We start from the raw sequence: 16,107 nt of genomic DNA on the forward strand, positions 1-16,107 counted from the left end.
GGCCACTGAGCACTGCCGCTGAGCGCGACAGCCCTGGGGCACCCCCACCGGCACCGAGCAGCCCGCGGAGCTATGGGCAGCAGTCGGTGTCCAGGCCCCGGGGCAGCTGTTCTCCGCTGAAGACCGTGCAGGTCGGTTCGTCGCCGCCCAGGGCGGCCACGGCGAGCAGCAGTGAGCCGGCCGTCCACGTGGTGAGTTCCTCGGGCCAGATCGCGCCGTCCTCGAAGACGTAGCCCGTCCAGTACAGGCCCGTCTTCGGATCCCGCAGGTGCTGGATCGACTGGAGGATCTCCAGGGCGCGGTCGGACTCGCCCATCGCCCACAGGGTCAGGGCGAGTTCGGCCGACTCTCCGCCGGTCACCCACGGGTTGGGGACGACGCAGCGCACACCGAGGCCGGGGACGACGAAACGGTCCCAGTCCGCCTCGATGCGCTCCTTGGCCTCGGCGCCCGTCAGCGCTCCGCCGAGCACCGGGTAGTACCAGTCCATGGAGTAGCGGTCCTTGTCCAGGAACCGCTCCGGGTGCCGGCGTATGGCGTGCCTGAGCGCGCCCACAGCCAACTCCCAGTCCGGCTGCGGCTCCTCGCGCTGCTCGGCGATCGCGAGCGCGCAGCGCAGCGCGTGGTGGATGGAGGAGCAGCCGGTCAGCAGCGCGTCGGTGACGTCCGTGCCGTCGTCCTCCCGCTTCCAGCCGATCTGCCCGCCCGGCTGCTGCAACCGCAGCACGAACTCGACCGCCGCGTACACCGTCGGCCACATGCGGTCCAGGAACGTGTCGTCGCCGGTGGCGAGGTAGTGGTGCCAGACGCCGACGGCCACGTACGCGACGAAGTTCGTCTCGCGGCCGCGGTCGGTGATCTGCTCCGGGTCGCCGTCGGCGTAGGCCGCGTACCAGGACCCGTCCTCGTTCTGGTGGCGTGCCAGCCAGTCGTAGGCCCGCTCGGCCGCCGTGTGCTCCCCCGCCGCGTCCAGCGCCATCGCCGCCTCGACGTGGTCCCACGGGTCGAGGTGGTGCCCGCGGAACCACGGTATGGCGCCGTCCTCCCGCTGCACGGCGAGGATCCCGGCGACGGTCGCGGCGGCCTGCTCGGCGGTGAGGACCCCGGGCAGGACGAGGTGTTCTGTCCGGGGGGTGGTCACTTGGCGGCCGCCTCGGAGGTCTCTGCGGTCCTGGCGCTCTCGGCGAGAGACGGCAGGTGCGGCTTGGTCGCGTACGCCACGAAGCTCTTGCCGATCAGCGGGTTCAGCGCCTGCTCGGCGACGCGGGTGGCGAGCGGCTTCTTCATGATGTCCCAGACGAGCAGCTTGTGGTACGCGCGCACCGGCAGCGCCTTGTCGTTGTCGACGCCGAACGCGCACTTCAGCCACCAGTACGGCGAGTGCAGCGCGTGCGCGTGGTGCGTGCCGTACGGCTTGAGGCCCGCCTCCCGCATCTTCGCCAGCAGTTCGTCGGCCCTGTAGATGCGGATGTGGCCGCCCTCGACCTCGTGGTAGGCGTCGGACAGCGCCCAGCAGACCTTCTCAGGGCCGTAGCGAGGCACGGTGACGGCGATACGGCCGCCCGGCTTGAGCACCCGGACCATCTCGGCGAGGACGCCTTTGTCGTCCGGGATGTGCTCCATGACCTCAGAGATGATCACGACGTCGAAGGACTCGTCGGGGAAGGGCAGGGCGAGCGCGTCGCCCTCCATCGCCGTCGCGGTGGCACCGGCCGGAGCCTCGCCCGCCTCCTTCATCGCCGCGAACCACTTGGCGACCTCGCGGATCTCCTCGCCGTTCCGGTCCAGCGCCACGACCTGCGCGCCGCGCCGGTAGCACTCGAACGCGTGCCGTCCGGCACCGCAGCCGAGGTCCAGGACGCGGTCGCCCGGGGCGAGCGGGAACCGGGAGAAGTCGACGGTCAGCACGTGGCCCTGCTTTCGCGGTTGGGTACGACGATGTCTTCGGCGGCGGCTGCGGGGGCGGCGACTGTTTCGACGGGGGCGCCCCCGAGCGGGCCGAGCCGGGTCTGGGTGAGGGCGATGGCCTCGCGGTACCGCGCCACCGTCCCCTCCGCCGCCTTCGCCCAGGTGAAGTGCCGCAGCACCCGTTCGCGGCCCGCCGCGCCGAGCCGTGCCCTCAGCTCCGGGTCCGCCAGCAGCCGGCTCAGGCCGGCGGCCAGCGCCCCTGCGTCACCGGGCGGGACCGCCAGGCACGTCTCCCCGTCGCGGCCCGTGACCTCCGGTATGGCACCGCCCGTGGTGGCCACCAGCGGCGTACCGGTCGCCATCGCCTCGGCCGCGGGCAGCGAGAACCCCTCGTACAGCGACGGCACGCACGCCACCTCGGCCGACCGCACCAGGTCGACCAGCTCCGCGTCGGAGATGCCCTTCACGAACTCGACGGCGCCCTCGAGCCCATACCGCTCGATGGCCTGAGCGACGGGCCCGTCCTCGGCGCGCTTGCCGACCACCACGAGATGCGCCCCGGGGTGCTCGGTCCGCACCTTGGCGAGCGCCTCGACCAGGAAGACGAGGCCCTTGAGCGGCACGTCCGCGCTGGAGGTGGTGACGATCCGGCCCGGCACCTGCGGCACCGACGCGTCCGGCGAGAACAGGTCGGTGTCAGCGCCGATGTGCACGACGTGGACACGGTCCCGTTCGACGCCCAGGTGGTCCACGATCTCCTGGCGGGAGGTGCCGGAGACGGTGAGCACCGACGGCAGCCGGCGCGCTACCCGCTTCTGCATGCGCGTGAACGCGTACCAGCGTCGTACGGACAGCCGCCGCTGCCAGCCCTCCGCAGCGTCCAGCTCCAACTGCCGGTCCACGGTGATGGGGTGGTGGATGGTGGTCACCAGCGGCGCACCCACATCGCCCAGCAGGCCGTAGCCGAGCGTCTGGTTGTCGTGCACGACGTCGAAGTCGCCGCGTCGGGCGCGCAGATGGCGGCGGGCGCGCAGGGAGAACGTGAGGGGCTCGGGGAAGCCGCCGGTCCACATCGTGGCGACCTCGAGGGCGTCGATCCAGTCCCGGTACTCGCCGCGCTTGGGGGTGCGGAAGGGGTCGGGCTGGCGGTACAGGTCCAGGCTGGGCAGTTCGGTGAGGGACAGGCCCTGAAGGCCCTCGCCCTCGTCGAGCACCGGGTAGGGCTGCGCGCCGATGACCTCGACCTGGTGGCCGAGCCGGACCAGCTCACGGGAGAGGTGCCGTACATAGACGCCCTGGCCCCCGCAGAACGGGTTCCCTTTGTACGTCAGGAGCGCGATGCGCAGCGGCCGGCCTCCCCCAAGTTCTCGACTGCGCTCGAACAGGGAGGGACCCCCACCGGCGGCGGAACCCCCCTCGGGACCCGCCTCCCTGCCCTCAGCGGTCACTCTCGGCCCCTTCTTCCCTGCAGTTTCCCGCGAGACTACGCCGGGACGGTAATCTAGAACAAGTTACAGACTTGATCGTTCAAGAGCCTCTGAATCTACCGGCAGGTAGCCCCGCTGTGAGCGGCGGATCGGGTGATTCGCGCCACGGCCGACGCCCTGCCATGCTGTCCGACCGCCACCCCTCACCGACCTGATCATCACCCTCACCGACTGTCACGGAACGGGACCCATGCCTGCGGAAGCCAAGGTGCCAGCCAGTACCGCGCGACCGGCGGCGCAGCCGGCCTCACCTCCGCTCACCGAGCGGCAGGAGGCACGCCGCCGCAGGATCCTGCACACGAGCGCGCAGTTGGCGAGCCGGGGCGGTTTCGACGCGGTGCAGATGCGGGAGGTTGCGGAGTCCTCGCAGGTGGCGCTGGGCACGCTGTACCGCTACTTCCCCTCCAAGGTGCACCTGCTGGTCGCGACCATGCAGGATCAGCTGGAGCGCATGCACGGCACGCTGCGGAAGAAGCCGCCGGCCGGTCGGACCGCGGCCGAGCGGGTGGCGGAGACCCTGATGCGCGCCTTCCGCGCCCTCCAGCGCGAGCCGCACCTGGCCGACGCCATGGTCCGCGCCCTCACCTTCGCCGACCGCAGCGTCTCCCCCGAGGTGGACCAGGTCTCCCGGCAGACGACGGCGATCATCCTGGACGCGATGGGCCTGGACGGCGACCCGACGCCGGACCAGCTCTCGGCGGTGCGGGTCATCGAGCACACCTGGCACTCGGCGCTGATCACCTGGCTCTCCGGCCGCGCCTCCATCGCGCAGGTGAGGATCGACATCGAGACGGTGTGCCGGCTGATCGACCTCACGGACGCCCCGGCGCGCGACTAGGGCGCAGAAGGACCATGGGACCGGGGCACAAGGACACACGGGACCAGGGCACGAAAAGACCTACGAGACGGGTTCCGGTCGACCTTCCGGTCTCTCGACCTTCCGGCCTGTCGACCGTCGATGTCGGCCACAGCGGAAGCCTAAGCTTCACGCCCCAGTCGGCATCTCCGGTCGAGTTCCTTCACTCGCCTCGTAGGCAATTTCTAGATTAGGACTTCTGCGGCCAGATGGAAGACCCCGAACCATGATTTTTATACTTTTTTCGGGCAAACCACCCACACTCGTCGCCCGGACCCGTCGCCCCGCCTACTCCCCCGGCGGGAACACCGGCTCCCCGCTTCCCGCCAGCGTGATCGTGATGGCCTCCACCGGGCAGTTCTCCGCCGCCTGAAGGATCTGCTCCCCCGCGTCGGCGTCGGGTGTGACGGGACGGGACTGACGGGCGGAGTCGAGGCGGAAGGCACCGGACGCCTGGTGCACGCACTGCGCCGAGCCGATGCAGACCGAGCGGTCGACCTCGATGTGCCAGCGGTCTCCCATGGGCTACGCCTCCCCGTACCCGGCCGGCAGATGGATCATCTTGTGCTCCAGGTACTCGCCGTACCCCTCGGGGCCGAACTCCCGCCCGAGCCCGGAGTTCTTGTAGCCGCCGAAGGGGCCGAGCATGTCGAGGCTGAAGGTGTTCACCGAGTACGTTCCGGTGCGGACCTGCCGGGCGACCTCGATGCCGTGCTCCACGTCCGCCGTCCACACGCTGCCGCTCAGCCCGTAGTCGGAGTCGTTCGCGATCTTCACGGCCTCGCTCTCGTCGCCGTAGGGCAGCAGGCAGATGACGGGCCCGAAGATCTCCTCCCGGGCGATCCGCATGGAGTTGTCCACGTCGCCGAAGAGCGTCGGCTCCACGTACCAGCCACGCTCCAGACCCGCGGGCCGCCCGCCGCCGGTGAGGATCTTCGCCCCCTCCTCCTGGCCGATGCGGACGTAGTCGAGGTTGCGCTGCTGCTGCCGCCGCGCCACCAGCGGCCCGACCTGCGTCGCGGGGTCCAGCGGGTCACCGACCACGAGGGCGCTCGCCGCGGCGGCGAAGGCGTCGGCGAACTCGTCGTAGCGCGAGCGCGGCACCAGGATCCGGGTCTGGGCGACGCAGGCCTGGCCGTTGTTCATCCAGGCGGCCGGGACGACCCCCGCCACGGTCGTCCCGACGTCCGCGTCCGGCAGCACCACGGCCGCCGACTTGCCGCCCAGCTCCAGGGTCACGCGCGTCAGGTTCCGCGCGGCGACCTCCATGACCCGCTTGCCGGCCGCGACCGAGCCGGTGAAGGACACCTTGTCGATCCCCGGATGCCCCACGAGGTATTCACTGACCTCGCGGTCCGCGGGCAGGATCGACAGCACGCCCTCGGGCAGCCCGGCCTCACGGGCGATCTCACCGAGGAGGTACGCGTCGAGCGGAGACTCGGGCGACGGCTTCAGCACCACCGTGCAGCCGGTGAGCAGCGCGGGCGCGAGCTTGGCGGCGGCCACGAACTGCGGCACGTTCCACGGCACGACGGCCGCCACCACCCCGACCGGCTCGCGCCGCACCAGGATCCTCCCGAGAACGCCGTCCCGCCGTTCCTCATACGTGAAGTCGCGCGCGACCGTGATCGCCGCGTCCCACACCATCATCGCGCCGAGCGCCTGCGCGAGGACGCTCCAGGAGTACGGGGAGCCGTTCTCGGAGGAGATCACGCGGGCGATCTCCTCATGCCGTACCGCGATCGCGTCCTTGATCCTCGTCACGACCCCGATCCGCTCGTCGAGCGTCATCCGCGGCCAGGGCCCCTCGTCGAAGGCGCGGCGTGCCACGGCGACGGCCCGGTCGACGTCCTCCCGCGAGGCGTGCGGCACCCGCCCGATGACCTCTTCCGTGTGCGGGGAGACCACCTCGATGACGTCCTCACCCAGGGGGTCGGTCAACTCCCCGCCGATGAACAGCTGTCCGTGTTCCACGAGCTCGGTCATGGCGACTGCCTCCTGCGGAGCCGGCGGTACCGTTCCTGACGGTATTTCAGAACTGATACCAGTTCTAGTTGAAGTAGTCCACGGACGACACAAGAATGTCCTGACCAGCGGTTCCCGGTGACCACGGGCGAGTTCGGAACCTTTGGGCCGTCAGGGGCCGTCGGCGGCTGCGGGCCGCGTCGGCGGCTCACGCAGGCGACGACCGAAGCGAATGGCTTGACCGGCCGCACTGCCTGCGTTCTAGTCAACGGGCGGCATCGTCGAGCGCTCGGAGGACAACGGTGTTCGTCTTCAAGGATGCGGCCGGCGAGCCGATGAGTGTTCCCAAGCAGGTCTTCCTATGGGCCTGGCCGTTGCTTCCCGGCGCAATAGCCTGGGCGCGGTTCGGTACCACATGGGGACTGCTCGAAGGCACCGCGGTCTACAGTTGGTGGCTGGCGACGATCTTCGGGCGCGCCGGGGCGGCGTCGTGGCTGAGGCGCCACCTGATCACAACGTTCGTCCTCTTCGTGTTCGTCTTTGCGACTTTGTTCTTCGTGCTCCCCGCCCTGTTGCTCGGCACTGTGCTCTCGGTCTGGTGGTGTTGGGCGCTCGGACTCTCCGCAGGCGTGACCGTCACCGCCTTGCTCTGGCCTGCACAACGGCGCTTCTGGGCAAGGCTGGACGGCTAGCGGCACGCATGCCCCTCATGTGCCCGATCGGACGGGGAGCCATGGGGAACAACGGGGGATCCGCGGAGGCCGCCCCGGGAAGCCGTGGCCGATGATCAGCCCGGCTGGAGTCGTCCCGTCGCGGTGAGGGTGACCGACGCCGTCCACCAGTCGCGCGGTCCGCACGGATCGTGCGCGGTGTGGTGCACGAGCCGCACCCGGGTGTCGGTCCGGAGTACCTGCTGTCCGGTCTGGTCCGCGGTGAGGGTGATGGTCACCATGCGGTGTGGGTCGGTGCCGGGCGAAGTCGGGACGTGCAGGTCTGCTCCGACTTCTCCGGCCGGGTACGACACGCAGTGAGTGTCGGCGCAGGCTCGCACTGTCGCCTGTGGGTGCGATCGCGTCCAGGCCGAGACGTTCAGGTCGACGGAGGGGAGCGCCAACACCGCCGAGGCCGCGCACACCGTCGGCCGGGTGGTGCACCCGGCTACCGCACCGATCACGACCGTGCCGACCCCGAGCAGTCGGACCACGCGGAGTCGTGTCGCACCCGGCGCTGCAAAACGAGGGCTCATGTCCGTGAGACCTAGCTGCACCGCTTTTGGTTGCTGTCGTAGCAGCAAACTCGTGGAGCGCCCTTCGTCGACAAACCATGAAAGGCAGCGGTCACATCGGATCAGGTCGACCCGGCCGCCGACGAGATCAGTCGACCTGAGCGTCTCTTGAAACCAGTTCTAGTTATAGTGGGCAATGGCCAACGGCGGGGTGGAGGCGCGATGACGACGAGTCAGGACGGGGAGCCGGTGGCACAGGCGCGCGACCACGGCGGGGGCGTACGGTCCTTCCGGGTTCCCATCCCGGACAACCCCCTCGGCCACACGCTCGTCCACGTCGTCGACACCGACCGCGGCCCGGTGCTGATCGACACCGGCTGGGACGACCCGGACTCCTGGGACGCGTTCGCGCAGGGCCTGGCGGCGTGCGGCGCCTCGCCCGCGGAGGTCTTCGGCGTCGTCATCACGCACCACCACCCCGACCACCACGGCCTGTCCGGAAGGGTCCGCGAGGCGTCCGGCGCGTGGGTCGCCATGCACGCGGCGGACACCGCGGTCGTACGGCGGACACGCGAGACCCGCCCCGAACGCTGGTACGCGTACATGGCCGACAAGCTGGCCGCGGCCGGCGCCCCCGAGGAGCATCTGACCCCGCTACGCGCCGCGCACGGCCGCCGGGACCTTCCGGGCCTCAGCCCCACGCTGCCCGACCGCGAGATCGTCCCCGGGGAACTTCTCGACCTCCCCGGGCGCCGCCTGCGCGCGATCTGGACGCCGGGACACACGCCCGGCCATGTCTGCCTCCACCTGGAGGAGGACCACCCGGCCGGACTCCCGGGCCACGGCCGCCTGTTCTCGGGCGACCACCTGCTCCCCGAGATCACCCCGCACATCGGCCTGTACGAGGACCCGGACGACACCACCGCGACCGACCCCCTCGGCGACTACCTCGACTCCCTCGAGCGCGTCGGCCGTCTGGAGCCCGCCGAGGTGCTGCCGGCCCACCAGCACGCGTTCACCGACGCGCCGGGCCGCGTACGGGAGTTGCTGGCACACCACGGGGAGCGGCTGAGCGGGCTGCTGACCCTGCTGTCCGCCCCGCTCACCCCCTGGCAGCTCGCCGAACGCATGGAGTGGAACCGCCCCTGGGAGCAGATCCCGTACGGATCACGGCACATCGCGGTCGCGGAGGCCGAGGCCCATCTGCGCCGGCTGGTGAAGCTGGGCCGGGCGGAGGCGGTGGCGGGGAGCGATCCGGTGGCGTACGTGGCGGCGTGAAAAAGCGCTGGCGCGGCGCGTTCCGCAGTTGGTACCCAGACACATGGACCACGAACACATGGAACACCTGGACCCCTTGGAACGCCTTCTGGCCGAACGCGCCTGTGAGCGCCTCGTCGTCGACTTCGTCCGCCGCCTCGACCTGGGCGAGCCCTCCTCCGTGGCCGAGCTGTTCACCGAGGACGGCGTCTGGCAGTGGCCGGCACCGGGAGACGGGCGGCGGTCCGAGGGACGGGAAGCACTGCGGGAGTACTTCGGGTCACGGCCGGCGGACCGGCTCTCGCGCCGGATCATGTCCAACATCCTCGTCACGGTGACGTCGCCGGACACGGCCGAGGCCACGTCGTACTTCACGACGTACCGCGTCGACGGCTACTCCGGCGCCATGGTGCCGCCCGGCCCGCCGGTCCAGGTCGGCCACTACGAGGACACGTTCCGCAAGTCCGACGGCGCCTGGCTGCTCGCCTCCCGGACCCTCCACCTGCCCTTCGGCGGCCCGACCACGCGGCTCCCGGCCGGCTGAGAGCCCGAACAAAATGGGGGCCCGGGGCTCCAAGGGCCTGTCCTTCGGATCAGCGCTGGAGCAGCGCGCGGACCAACGCCTCGGCCTCCCCGAGGGCTTCGACCTCGCGGTCGCTCATGGTGGGGTTCGCCGCGCGGCGGCTGCGGGCCTCAGCCAGACCCTCCTCGGTGAGCGCCGAGGCACCGGCCTGGCCCGCCAGCATCGCGCCCAGCAGTTCGCGCACGCCGTCCACGTGAGGTTCGCCGACCACGGCGGCCTGCGCCAGGATCACCGCGGACATGCCCCAGTCGAGCCCGGGCGACCCCTCCTCGACGTTGGCCCAGTCGATGACCCGGGGGCCGTCCGCGGCCATGATCACGTTCAGCGGGTGGAGATCGAGGTGGAGGATGCGCACGGCCGGTGCGGCGGAGCGGCGGGCGGGGAGCGCGTGCAGCTCGCGCAGCAGCCGGGCGAGGATCGTGCCGGCCCCCTCGGGACCGAGGCGGCCGGCCACGAGCGCGTCCAGCATCGTCGGGCCGTACAGCCGCTCCATCACGAGGTCGCCGCGCGTCGCAGCGCGGACGCCGGGCACGGGATAGCCGTGGTCGCGGAGGTGCCCCATCACCAGGGCCTCGGCGGCCGCGTCCCCGTGCGGGTGCCGGTAGCGGCGCAGCACCCAGGTCTCGTCGATCTCGTACACGTCCGCGCTGCGACCGGACCCGAGCAGTCTTCCGGGCTTCACGCCTGCGACGCCGGTCACATCTGCACCCCCGTTCGTGCGGCACGGGTCACACCGCCCGATTCCGCACCGTATATCCACTATTGGCGATCCGTGACCCAAACCGTGACGAGCCCCACGTGACCGCCGTCACCTACGACGCCCGACCGTAGATCCATCCTCATGGCATGCATGCGCCAATTGCCCGTGCGACCTGCGGTTTGAGAGCCAGATCACACACAAGACCTTTCCGGCGGATGCGACCACAACTAGTAAAAGGGGTCATTGCGGACACCTCGTCGGCCTGCTTCTCTGGATGACGTCGCCAGGCGCCGACGAGCCCACCCGGGTCGCGGCGCCGACGCATGCCCCCCACCGCGTTCCTCGCGGTTCCGGCATGTGCGCGGCCCCCCATGTACCCGACGAAAAGGTTTCCTGTGACCGTCTCCTTCATCCGCCGCATCGCTTCCCCGAAGAAGGCCATCGCCGCCACCGCCGTCGCCGCCGCCGCCACCGGCGCGCTGCTCACCTCGGCGCCCGCCCAGGCCGCCACCCCGACCGCGGCGCCCGGCTCGGCTTCTTCCGCCCAGGCGATCGCGCACCAGATGATCCCGGACCCGGCGCAGTACGAAGCGTTCAACAAGATCGTCTCGCATGAGAGCGGCTGGAACCCCCACGCCACCAACGCCTCCTCCGGCGCCTACGGCCTGGTCCAGGCGCTGCCCGCCTCGAAGATGGCGTCCGCCGGCTCGGACTGGAAGACCAACCCGGCGACCCAGATCAAGTGGGGCCTGGACTACATGAACTCCCGCTACGGCAGCCCCGCCGCGGCGTGGAACTTCTGGTCCACCCACCACTGGTACTGATCGAGCCGGTCCACGCGACCACAGCGGTCCCGAGCGACCACACAGGTCCCACGACCTCACGAAGGCGGCGGCCCCCGATTCCGGGGCCGCCGCCTTCGGCGTCCTGGGTCAGCGGCGCACCGCGTCGAAGAACCGCACCACCTGCGGCGCCGACACCGCGAACGACCCGAAGTGGTCCACCTGCCCCTGGTTCACGAGCCGCACCCGCCCGCCGTGCCCGCTGAGTCCGGTGGCGCAGCTTCGCGCGTTCCCGATCGGCACGTCGGTGTCGGCCGCCCCCGCGTACAGCCGCACCGGCACCTCGGGCTTCCAGTCGCAGGTGCCGTCGGCCGCACGCATCGCGGCCCGCAGCGCACCGCTCGGATGCCGCATCCGCTCGTGGAAGGCCGGCGTGAGCAGCTCGCCCACACTGGGCGCCAGCGCCTTGACGACGTCCTCGTCCGCGTGGGTGCCGTCGAACAGGGCCTCCACCCGGTCCGCATACGGGGCGCGGAACACCTCGGACGGCTTGTCGTAGAGGTGGTGCAGGCGGTTCTGCGCGACCAGCCAGTACGCGGTGTACAGCACACCGCTGGTGTCGTTGACCCGGCCGTCGAACAGCGCCGGGACCTCCTGGCCCTCGATGTCGTACGGGCCGCTGACGGGCGCCAGCGCCTTGAGCCGGAACGTCTGGTCGGCCCCTTGCCGCAGCGCGCGCCCGAGCGCCATCGCGACCTGCCCGCCCTGGGAGAAGCCCGTCACATAGACGTCGCCGGTGAGCGGCCTGCCGAGGCGGGCGGCCGCCGTACGGGCCGCGCGCAGCATGTCGACGGACGCCGTGACGGAGGAGCGGGTGTCCATGTAGGGGTGGCGGCCGGGGCCCTCGCCGAGGCCCAGGTAGTCGGGCGCGGCGACGGCACGGCCGGCGCTCGCGTTCAGGTAGGAGGGGATGCGGCCGAAGTCGTCGCCCACGGAGGGGGCGTCACCGCGGTACACCATCGTGCCGTGCGTGTCCGACACCAGGTCGAGCCGGTGCGCGCCGCCGGCGGGCAGTGTGAGCAGACCGGTGGCTGTCGTGGGTTTCCCGTACGGGTCGACGGTCCGGTACGTCAGCCGGTATCCGGTCACGCCGTACCGCACGGTGTCCGTGGCGATGTCCCGGCCGGCCAGGAAGGTCCGTACGCCGGTGGCGCCCCGGGACACGACCGGGGTAAGCGAGACGAGGGTGCCGCGACGGGGCGCTGTGCCGTCCGGCGTGTGCGTCGCCGCGACCGCGGGGGCCGCGGCGACGCTCGCGAGCAGGAAGGCCGCGGCGGCGGCGAGCCCGCGTCCGACCGTCCAACTCGTATGGTTCTCTTGGTGTTTGTGCGTGTCCTCACCCATGGTCCGAGGCTATGGGCCGCCCCGTTCGCCCGGACATCCGAACATCCCCCGCGTCCGGGGTGTACCTGGGTACACCGCGCCCGTCACCACTGCCCGGAGGCCCCTATGAGCACTGACACACCGGTGGAGGAACCCGGAACGCGCGGACTGCGTCTGGTGCCCGCGCTCCTGGTGATGACCGTGATCAGCGGGATCGTCGACGCGGTGAGCTACCTCGGGCTCGGGCACGTCTTCACGGCGAACATGACCGGCAACGTGGTGGTGCTCGGCTTCGCCGCCGCCGGGGCGCCCGGCTTCTCCACCTCGCACGCGGTGATCTCGCTGGGGTCGTTCCTGGTGGGGGCGGTGGCGGGCGGACGCGCGGGCCGGCGGTACGGCGGCGGGTCGCGGCGCGCCTGGGCCCGGATGGCGCTCGCGGTCGAGGCGGTGCTGCTCGGGGCGTCGGCGGCGGTCGCCTTCATCGCGCCGGGCACCACCACGACCAGGTACACGCTGATCGCGGTGACGGCCTTCGCGATGGGGGTGCGCAACGCGACGGTACGGAAGCTGGCCGTGCCCGACCTGACGACGACCACCGTCCTCACCTCGACCCTGACCGGGCTCGCCTCGGACTCCCGGCTCGGCGGGGGCACGGGCAGGCGCTCCCGGCGCCGCGCGGCCTCGGCGATCTGCCTGCTGGCGGGCGCTGTCCTCGGCGGGTGGCTGGTCGTCCACCACGGCCTGGGCTGGCCCCTGCTGCTCACGGCGGTGACGACGGCCGTGCTGGCGGTGGTCGCGTCCGAGCGGGAGTGACTGTGGGCGACCCGGACGGCGAGGCGGCTGCGCCGCGCGGGTCTCGGGGGAGGCAGGGGCGGGGCGTAGGGGGGATGCCCCTGCCTCCCTCGGGTCGGGCCGACGGCGCCTGGAGGCCGGCGGCCCGGGTCCGTCAGCCCGCGGTGACCGGGAGCTCCTTCACGCCGTTGATCCAGGCGGAGCGCAGGCGGCGCGGGTCGCCTGCCGGTTTGATGTCCGGCATGGTTCCGGCGACCGCGTCGAAGATGAGGTCGATCTCCAGGACGGCCAGGGACTTGCCGAGGCAGTAGTGCGGGCCTCCGCCGCCGAACCCGAGGTGCGGGTTGGGGTCACGGGTGATGTCGAAGCCGTCGGGGTGGTCGAAGACCTCGGGGTCGTGGTTGGCGGAGGAGTAGAAGAGCCCCACGCGGTCGCCCTTCCTGATCTGCTTGCCGCCGAGCTCGGTGTCCTGGGTGGCGGTGCGCTGGAAGGCGTTGACCGGGGTGGCCCAGCGGACGATCTCCTCGGCAGCGGTACGGGGCCGCTCCCGCTTGTAGAGGTCCCACTGGCCGGGGTGGGTGAGGAAGCCGTGCATGCCGTGCGTGATGGCGTTGCGGGTGGTCTCGTTGCCGGCGACGGCCAGCATCAGCACGAAGAACCCGAACTCGTCGGAGCTGAGATTCCCCTCGTCCTCGGCGGCCACCAGCGTCGTCACGATGTCCTTCGCCGGGCACTGCTTGCGGTCGGCGGCCATGTTCATGGCGTACGCGATGATCTCGGTGGCCGACCGGGCGCCGACCTCCTCGGTGACGGCGTACTCGGGATCGTCGTACGCGATCATCTTGTTTGACCAGTCGAAGATCTTGGCCCGGTCGTCCTGGGGGATGCCGATCAGCTCGGCGATGGCCTGCAGCGGCAGTTCGCAGGCGACCTGGGTGACGAAGTCGAAGGGGCCGTCGTGGGCGAGGGCACCCTGCACGATGGCCCGGGCGCGGGCCCGCAACCGCTCCTCCAGGGCCCGGATGGCGCGCGGGGTGAAGCCGCGCTGGACGATCTGGCGGACCCGGGTGTGCTCAGGCGGGTCCATGTTCAGCATGATCAGCCTCTGGGCGTCGATCGAGTCGCGCTCGATGTGCTCGTTGAAGCGGATGATCGCGGTGTTGAGGGACGAGGAGAAGATCTCGGGGTGCGTGGAGACGTACTTGACGTCGGCGTGCCGGGTGACCGCCCAGTACCCCTTGTCCTGGAAGCCCGCGAGCCCGGCCGGCTGGGGTACCCAGCACACCGGTTCGGCCCGGCGCAGTGCGGCGAACTCCGGCAGGGGCACGCGGTGGTGCAGCAGATCGGGATCGGTGAAGTCGAACCCGTCGGGCAGCGCGGGACAGGGCATGGGCGACTCCCACCATTCTGACGGTCCATCAGGAATTGCGGTGAAGGTAGTAACGGGTTCTACAAGCCGCAAGGGGCACGGCGCCCCGATTGCGTGCGAGACTCGTGCAGATCACGACTTCGGAGGCTGCACGACCCTTGCGGCCCTGGACACCCTGTCAGCAAACTGCACACAGAACTAGAACGCGTACTAGTTCTGCGTGGCGGGTGGGCCGGGACGCCCGCGCCGCGCGGGTGACCGAGGAGAGGACGAGCCCCCATGGCCGCGGAACCCGTGATCGTCGAAGCCGTGCGCACCCCCATCGGCAGGCGCGGCGGCGCGCTCGCCCATCTGCACCCCGCCTACCTCCTGGGCGAGACCTACCGTGAACTCCTCGGCCGCACCGGCATCCCCGCCGACTGCGTCGAACAGATCGTCGGCGGCACGGTGACGCACGCCGGCGAGCAGTCGATGAACCCGGCGCGCACGGCGTGGCTGACGATGGGCCTGCCCTACGAGACGGCGGCGACGACGGTCGACTGCCAGTGCGGCTCGTCCCAGCAGGCGTCGCACATGGTGGCCAACATGGTCGCGGCGGGCGTGATCGACGTAGGCATCTCATGCGGCGTCGAATCCATGTCCAGGGTGCCGCTCGGCTCGGGCTCCAAGCACGGTCCGGGCAAGCCCTTCCCCGACGAGTGGAACGTGGACCTCCCGAACCAGTTCGAGGCGGCCGAGCGGATCGCCCGCCACCGTGGCCTCACCCGCGAGAACGTGGACGCGCTGGGCCTGATCTCCCAGGAACGGGCGGCGATCGCCTGGTCGGAGGAGCGGTTCAAACGTGAGACGTTCGCCGTGCAGGTGCCGACGACGGAGGAGGAGCAGCGGGCCGGCCAGGGCATGTGGCGGCTCGTCGACCGGGACGAGGGCCTTCGCGACACGTCGATGGAGGCGCTGTCCCGGCTGAAGCCGATCATGCCGACGGCGGTGCACACGGCGGGCAACTCCTCGCAGATCTCGGACGGCGCGGCTGCGATCATGTGGGCGTCGAAGCGGATGGCGCGCGCGCTGAAGCTGCGCCCGCGGGCCCGGATCGTGGCCCAGGCCCTGGTGGGTTCCAACCCGCACTTCCACCTGGAGGGCCCGATCGACGCGACCAAGGCGGTACTGGGGAAGGCCGGGATGTCCCTGAGGGACATCGACCTGGTGGAGATCAACGAGGCGTTCGCGTCAGTGGTCCTGAGCTGGGCGCGGGTCTTCGACCAGGACCTGGAGAAGGTGAACGTCAACGGGGGCGCGATCGCGCTGGGCCACCCGGTGGGAGCCACCGGGGCCCGGCTCATCACGACGGCACTGCACGAACTGGAGCGCACGGACAAGGAGTTCGCGCTGGTGACGATGTGCGCCGGGGGCGGGCTGGCGACCGGGACGATCATTCAGCGGTTGTAGCCGCCCAGGAGACGAACGCGGAGAAGGCGGCCGGTGCGAGGGTGAGCACCGGCCCGGCGGGCGTCTTGGAGTCGCGTACGGCTACGGTGGCGCAGGGGACCTCGGCGATCTCCACGCAGTTGCCGCCCTGGTCTCCGCTGTAGCTGGACTTACGCCAGGCGGCCAGGGCGCCGAGCGGCGCGCACTCGACGCAGTCGCCGCCTTGGTCACTGCTGTAGCTGGACTTCCGCCACTGGATCCCCGCCAGAGTCGCGTTGCTCTCCATAACGTCCCTCCATCACGTGCCGGATCAGCTCCGCCGAGTCCCTGAGGGAGAGCGCGGCGGCCCGATGCGCGACTTCATCGTGTGAG

17 protein-coding genes and 1 pseudogene are annotated in these 16,107 nt (G+C 71.0%); 7 read left to right on the top strand and 11 right to left on the bottom strand.

The features are described 5' to 3' along the window. Window positions 1–70: 70 nt before the first annotated feature. Genes N8I84_RS12890 through N8I84_RS12900 form a run of 3 tightly spaced genes read right to left on the bottom strand, consistent with a single transcriptional unit; the run spans window position 71 to window position 3,356 of the window. The gene (locus N8I84_RS12890) at window positions 71–1,141 is read right to left on the bottom strand and encodes a prenyltransferase/squalene oxidase repeat-containing protein (protein ID WP_263229659.1); all 1,071 of its coding nucleotides are present in this window, start codon (window positions 1,139–1,141) and stop codon (window positions 71–73) included. Then, a complete protein-coding gene (locus tag N8I84_RS12895; RefSeq protein WP_263229660.1) occupies window positions 1,138–1,908 on the bottom strand; it encodes a class I SAM-dependent methyltransferase in 771 nt (256 codons plus the stop codon). The genes N8I84_RS12890 and N8I84_RS12895 overlap by 4 nt, the downstream gene beginning before the upstream one ends. Beyond that, the gene (locus tag N8I84_RS12900) at window positions 1,902–3,356 is read right to left on the bottom strand and encodes a glycosyltransferase family 4 protein (RefSeq protein WP_390898883.1); all 1,455 of its coding nucleotides are present in this window, start codon (window positions 3,354–3,356) and stop codon (window positions 1,902–1,904) included. The genes N8I84_RS12895 and N8I84_RS12900 overlap by 7 nt, the downstream gene beginning before the upstream one ends. 229 nt (window positions 3,357–3,585) lie before the next feature. Here N8I84_RS12900 and N8I84_RS12905 point away from each other — a divergent pair, with 229 nt between their 5' ends. Then, on the top strand, window positions 3,586–4,233 hold the full coding sequence (locus tag N8I84_RS12905; RefSeq protein WP_263229661.1) for a TetR family transcriptional regulator: 648 nt from the start codon (window positions 3,586–3,588) through the stop codon (window positions 4,231–4,233). Window positions 4,234–4,539: 306 nt separating this feature from the next. Here the strand turns inward: N8I84_RS12905 and N8I84_RS12910 are convergent, their stop codons facing one another. Together N8I84_RS12910 and N8I84_RS12915 are read right to left on the bottom strand one after the other, a co-directional pair. Further along, window positions 4,540–4,773: a ferredoxin gene (locus N8I84_RS12910; protein ID WP_263229662.1), complete on the bottom strand. Its 234-nt coding sequence runs from the start codon at window positions 4,771–4,773 to the stop codon at window positions 4,540–4,542. Between the two features lie 3 nt (window positions 4,774–4,776). Further along, window positions 4,777–6,237, bottom strand: coding sequence for an aldehyde dehydrogenase (locus tag N8I84_RS12915; protein WP_263229663.1), 1,461 nt, complete (start codon window positions 6,235–6,237; stop codon window positions 4,777–4,779). A gap of 281 nt (window positions 6,238–6,518) precedes the next feature. Here N8I84_RS12915 and N8I84_RS12920 point away from each other — a divergent pair, with 281 nt between their 5' ends. Further along, window positions 6,519–6,908 (top strand): hypothetical protein, encoded by a 390-nt coding sequence (locus N8I84_RS12920; RefSeq protein ID WP_263229664.1) that lies wholly within the window; start codon window positions 6,519–6,521, stop codon window positions 6,906–6,908. Window positions 6,909–7,003: 95 nt separating this feature from the next. On the opposite strand, the gene N8I84_RS12925 is transcribed toward N8I84_RS12920, so the two are convergent. Continuing rightward, complete coding sequence (locus tag N8I84_RS12925; RefSeq protein WP_263229665.1) at window positions 7,004–7,168, bottom strand: hypothetical protein; 165 nt, start codon at window positions 7,166–7,168, stop codon at window positions 7,004–7,006. 495 nt (window positions 7,169–7,663) lie between these two features. On the opposite strand from N8I84_RS12925, the gene N8I84_RS12930 reads away from it, so the two are divergent. Both N8I84_RS12930 and N8I84_RS12935 read left to right on the top strand, forming a co-directional pair. Then, window positions 7,664–8,719, top strand: coding sequence for an MBL fold metallo-hydrolase (locus N8I84_RS12930; RefSeq protein WP_390898884.1), 1,056 nt, complete (start codon window positions 7,664–7,666; stop codon window positions 8,717–8,719). Window positions 8,720–8,762: 43 nt separating this feature from the next. Beyond that, window positions 8,763–9,242 (top strand): nuclear transport factor 2 family protein, encoded by a 480-nt coding sequence (locus N8I84_RS12935; RefSeq protein ID WP_263229666.1) that lies wholly within the window; start codon window positions 8,763–8,765, stop codon window positions 9,240–9,242. A gap of 49 nt (window positions 9,243–9,291) precedes the next feature. On the opposite strand, the gene N8I84_RS12940 is transcribed toward N8I84_RS12935, so the two are convergent. Continuing rightward, window positions 9,292–9,981 (bottom strand): phosphotransferase, encoded by a 690-nt coding sequence (locus N8I84_RS12940; RefSeq protein WP_263229667.1) that lies wholly within the window; start codon window positions 9,979–9,981, stop codon window positions 9,292–9,294. A 395-nt stretch (window positions 9,982–10,376) separates the two neighbouring features. Between N8I84_RS12940 and N8I84_RS12945 the strand changes: the two genes are divergently transcribed. After that, window positions 10,377–10,805, top strand: coding sequence for an aggregation-promoting factor C-terminal-like domain-containing protein (locus N8I84_RS12945; RefSeq protein WP_263229668.1), 429 nt, complete (start codon window positions 10,377–10,379; stop codon window positions 10,803–10,805). 108 nt (window positions 10,806–10,913) lie between these two features. Here the strand turns inward: N8I84_RS12945 and N8I84_RS12950 are convergent, their stop codons facing one another. Then, window positions 10,914–12,167 (bottom strand): alpha/beta hydrolase, encoded by a 1,254-nt coding sequence (locus tag N8I84_RS12950; RefSeq protein ID WP_263229669.1) that lies wholly within the window; start codon window positions 12,165–12,167, stop codon window positions 10,914–10,916. A gap of 105 nt (window positions 12,168–12,272) precedes the next feature. Between N8I84_RS12950 and N8I84_RS12955 the strand changes: the two genes are divergently transcribed. After that, a complete protein-coding gene (locus N8I84_RS12955; protein ID WP_263229670.1) occupies window positions 12,273–12,959 on the top strand; it encodes a YoaK family protein in 687 nt (228 codons plus the stop codon). A gap of 133 nt (window positions 12,960–13,092) precedes the next feature. Here N8I84_RS12955 and N8I84_RS12960 read toward each other — a convergent pair whose 3' ends face one another. Then, window positions 13,093–14,328, bottom strand: coding sequence for a cytochrome P450 (locus N8I84_RS12960; protein WP_263229671.1), 1,236 nt, complete (start codon window positions 14,326–14,328; stop codon window positions 13,093–13,095). Between the two features lie 258 nt (window positions 14,329–14,586). Between N8I84_RS12960 and N8I84_RS12965 the strand changes: the two genes are divergently transcribed. Then, on the top strand, window positions 14,587–15,756 hold the full coding sequence (locus tag N8I84_RS12965) for a steroid 3-ketoacyl-CoA thiolase (RefSeq protein ID WP_263229672.1): 1,170 nt from the start codon (window positions 14,587–14,589) through the stop codon (window positions 15,754–15,756). Here N8I84_RS12965 and N8I84_RS12970 read toward each other — a convergent pair. Together N8I84_RS12970 and N8I84_RS43115 are read right to left on the bottom strand one after the other, a co-directional pair. Continuing rightward, a complete protein-coding gene (locus tag N8I84_RS12970; RefSeq protein ID WP_263229673.1) occupies window positions 15,740–16,021 on the bottom strand; it encodes a DUF397 domain-containing protein in 282 nt (93 codons plus the stop codon). The two genes, N8I84_RS12965 and N8I84_RS12970, sit on opposite strands and share 17 nt — an antisense overlap. Beyond that, window positions 15,963–16,085, bottom strand: a pseudogene (locus N8I84_RS43115) (XRE family transcriptional regulator); the annotation flags it as partial. The gene N8I84_RS12970 and the pseudogene N8I84_RS43115, both read right to left, overlap by 59 nt. Between the last annotated feature and the right edge of the window lie 22 nt (window positions 16,086–16,107).

This window comes from Streptomyces cynarae (assembly GCF_025642135.1).
GTDB classification, from domain to species: Bacteria; Actinomycetota; Actinomycetes; order Streptomycetales; family Streptomycetaceae; genus Streptomyces; species Streptomyces cynarae.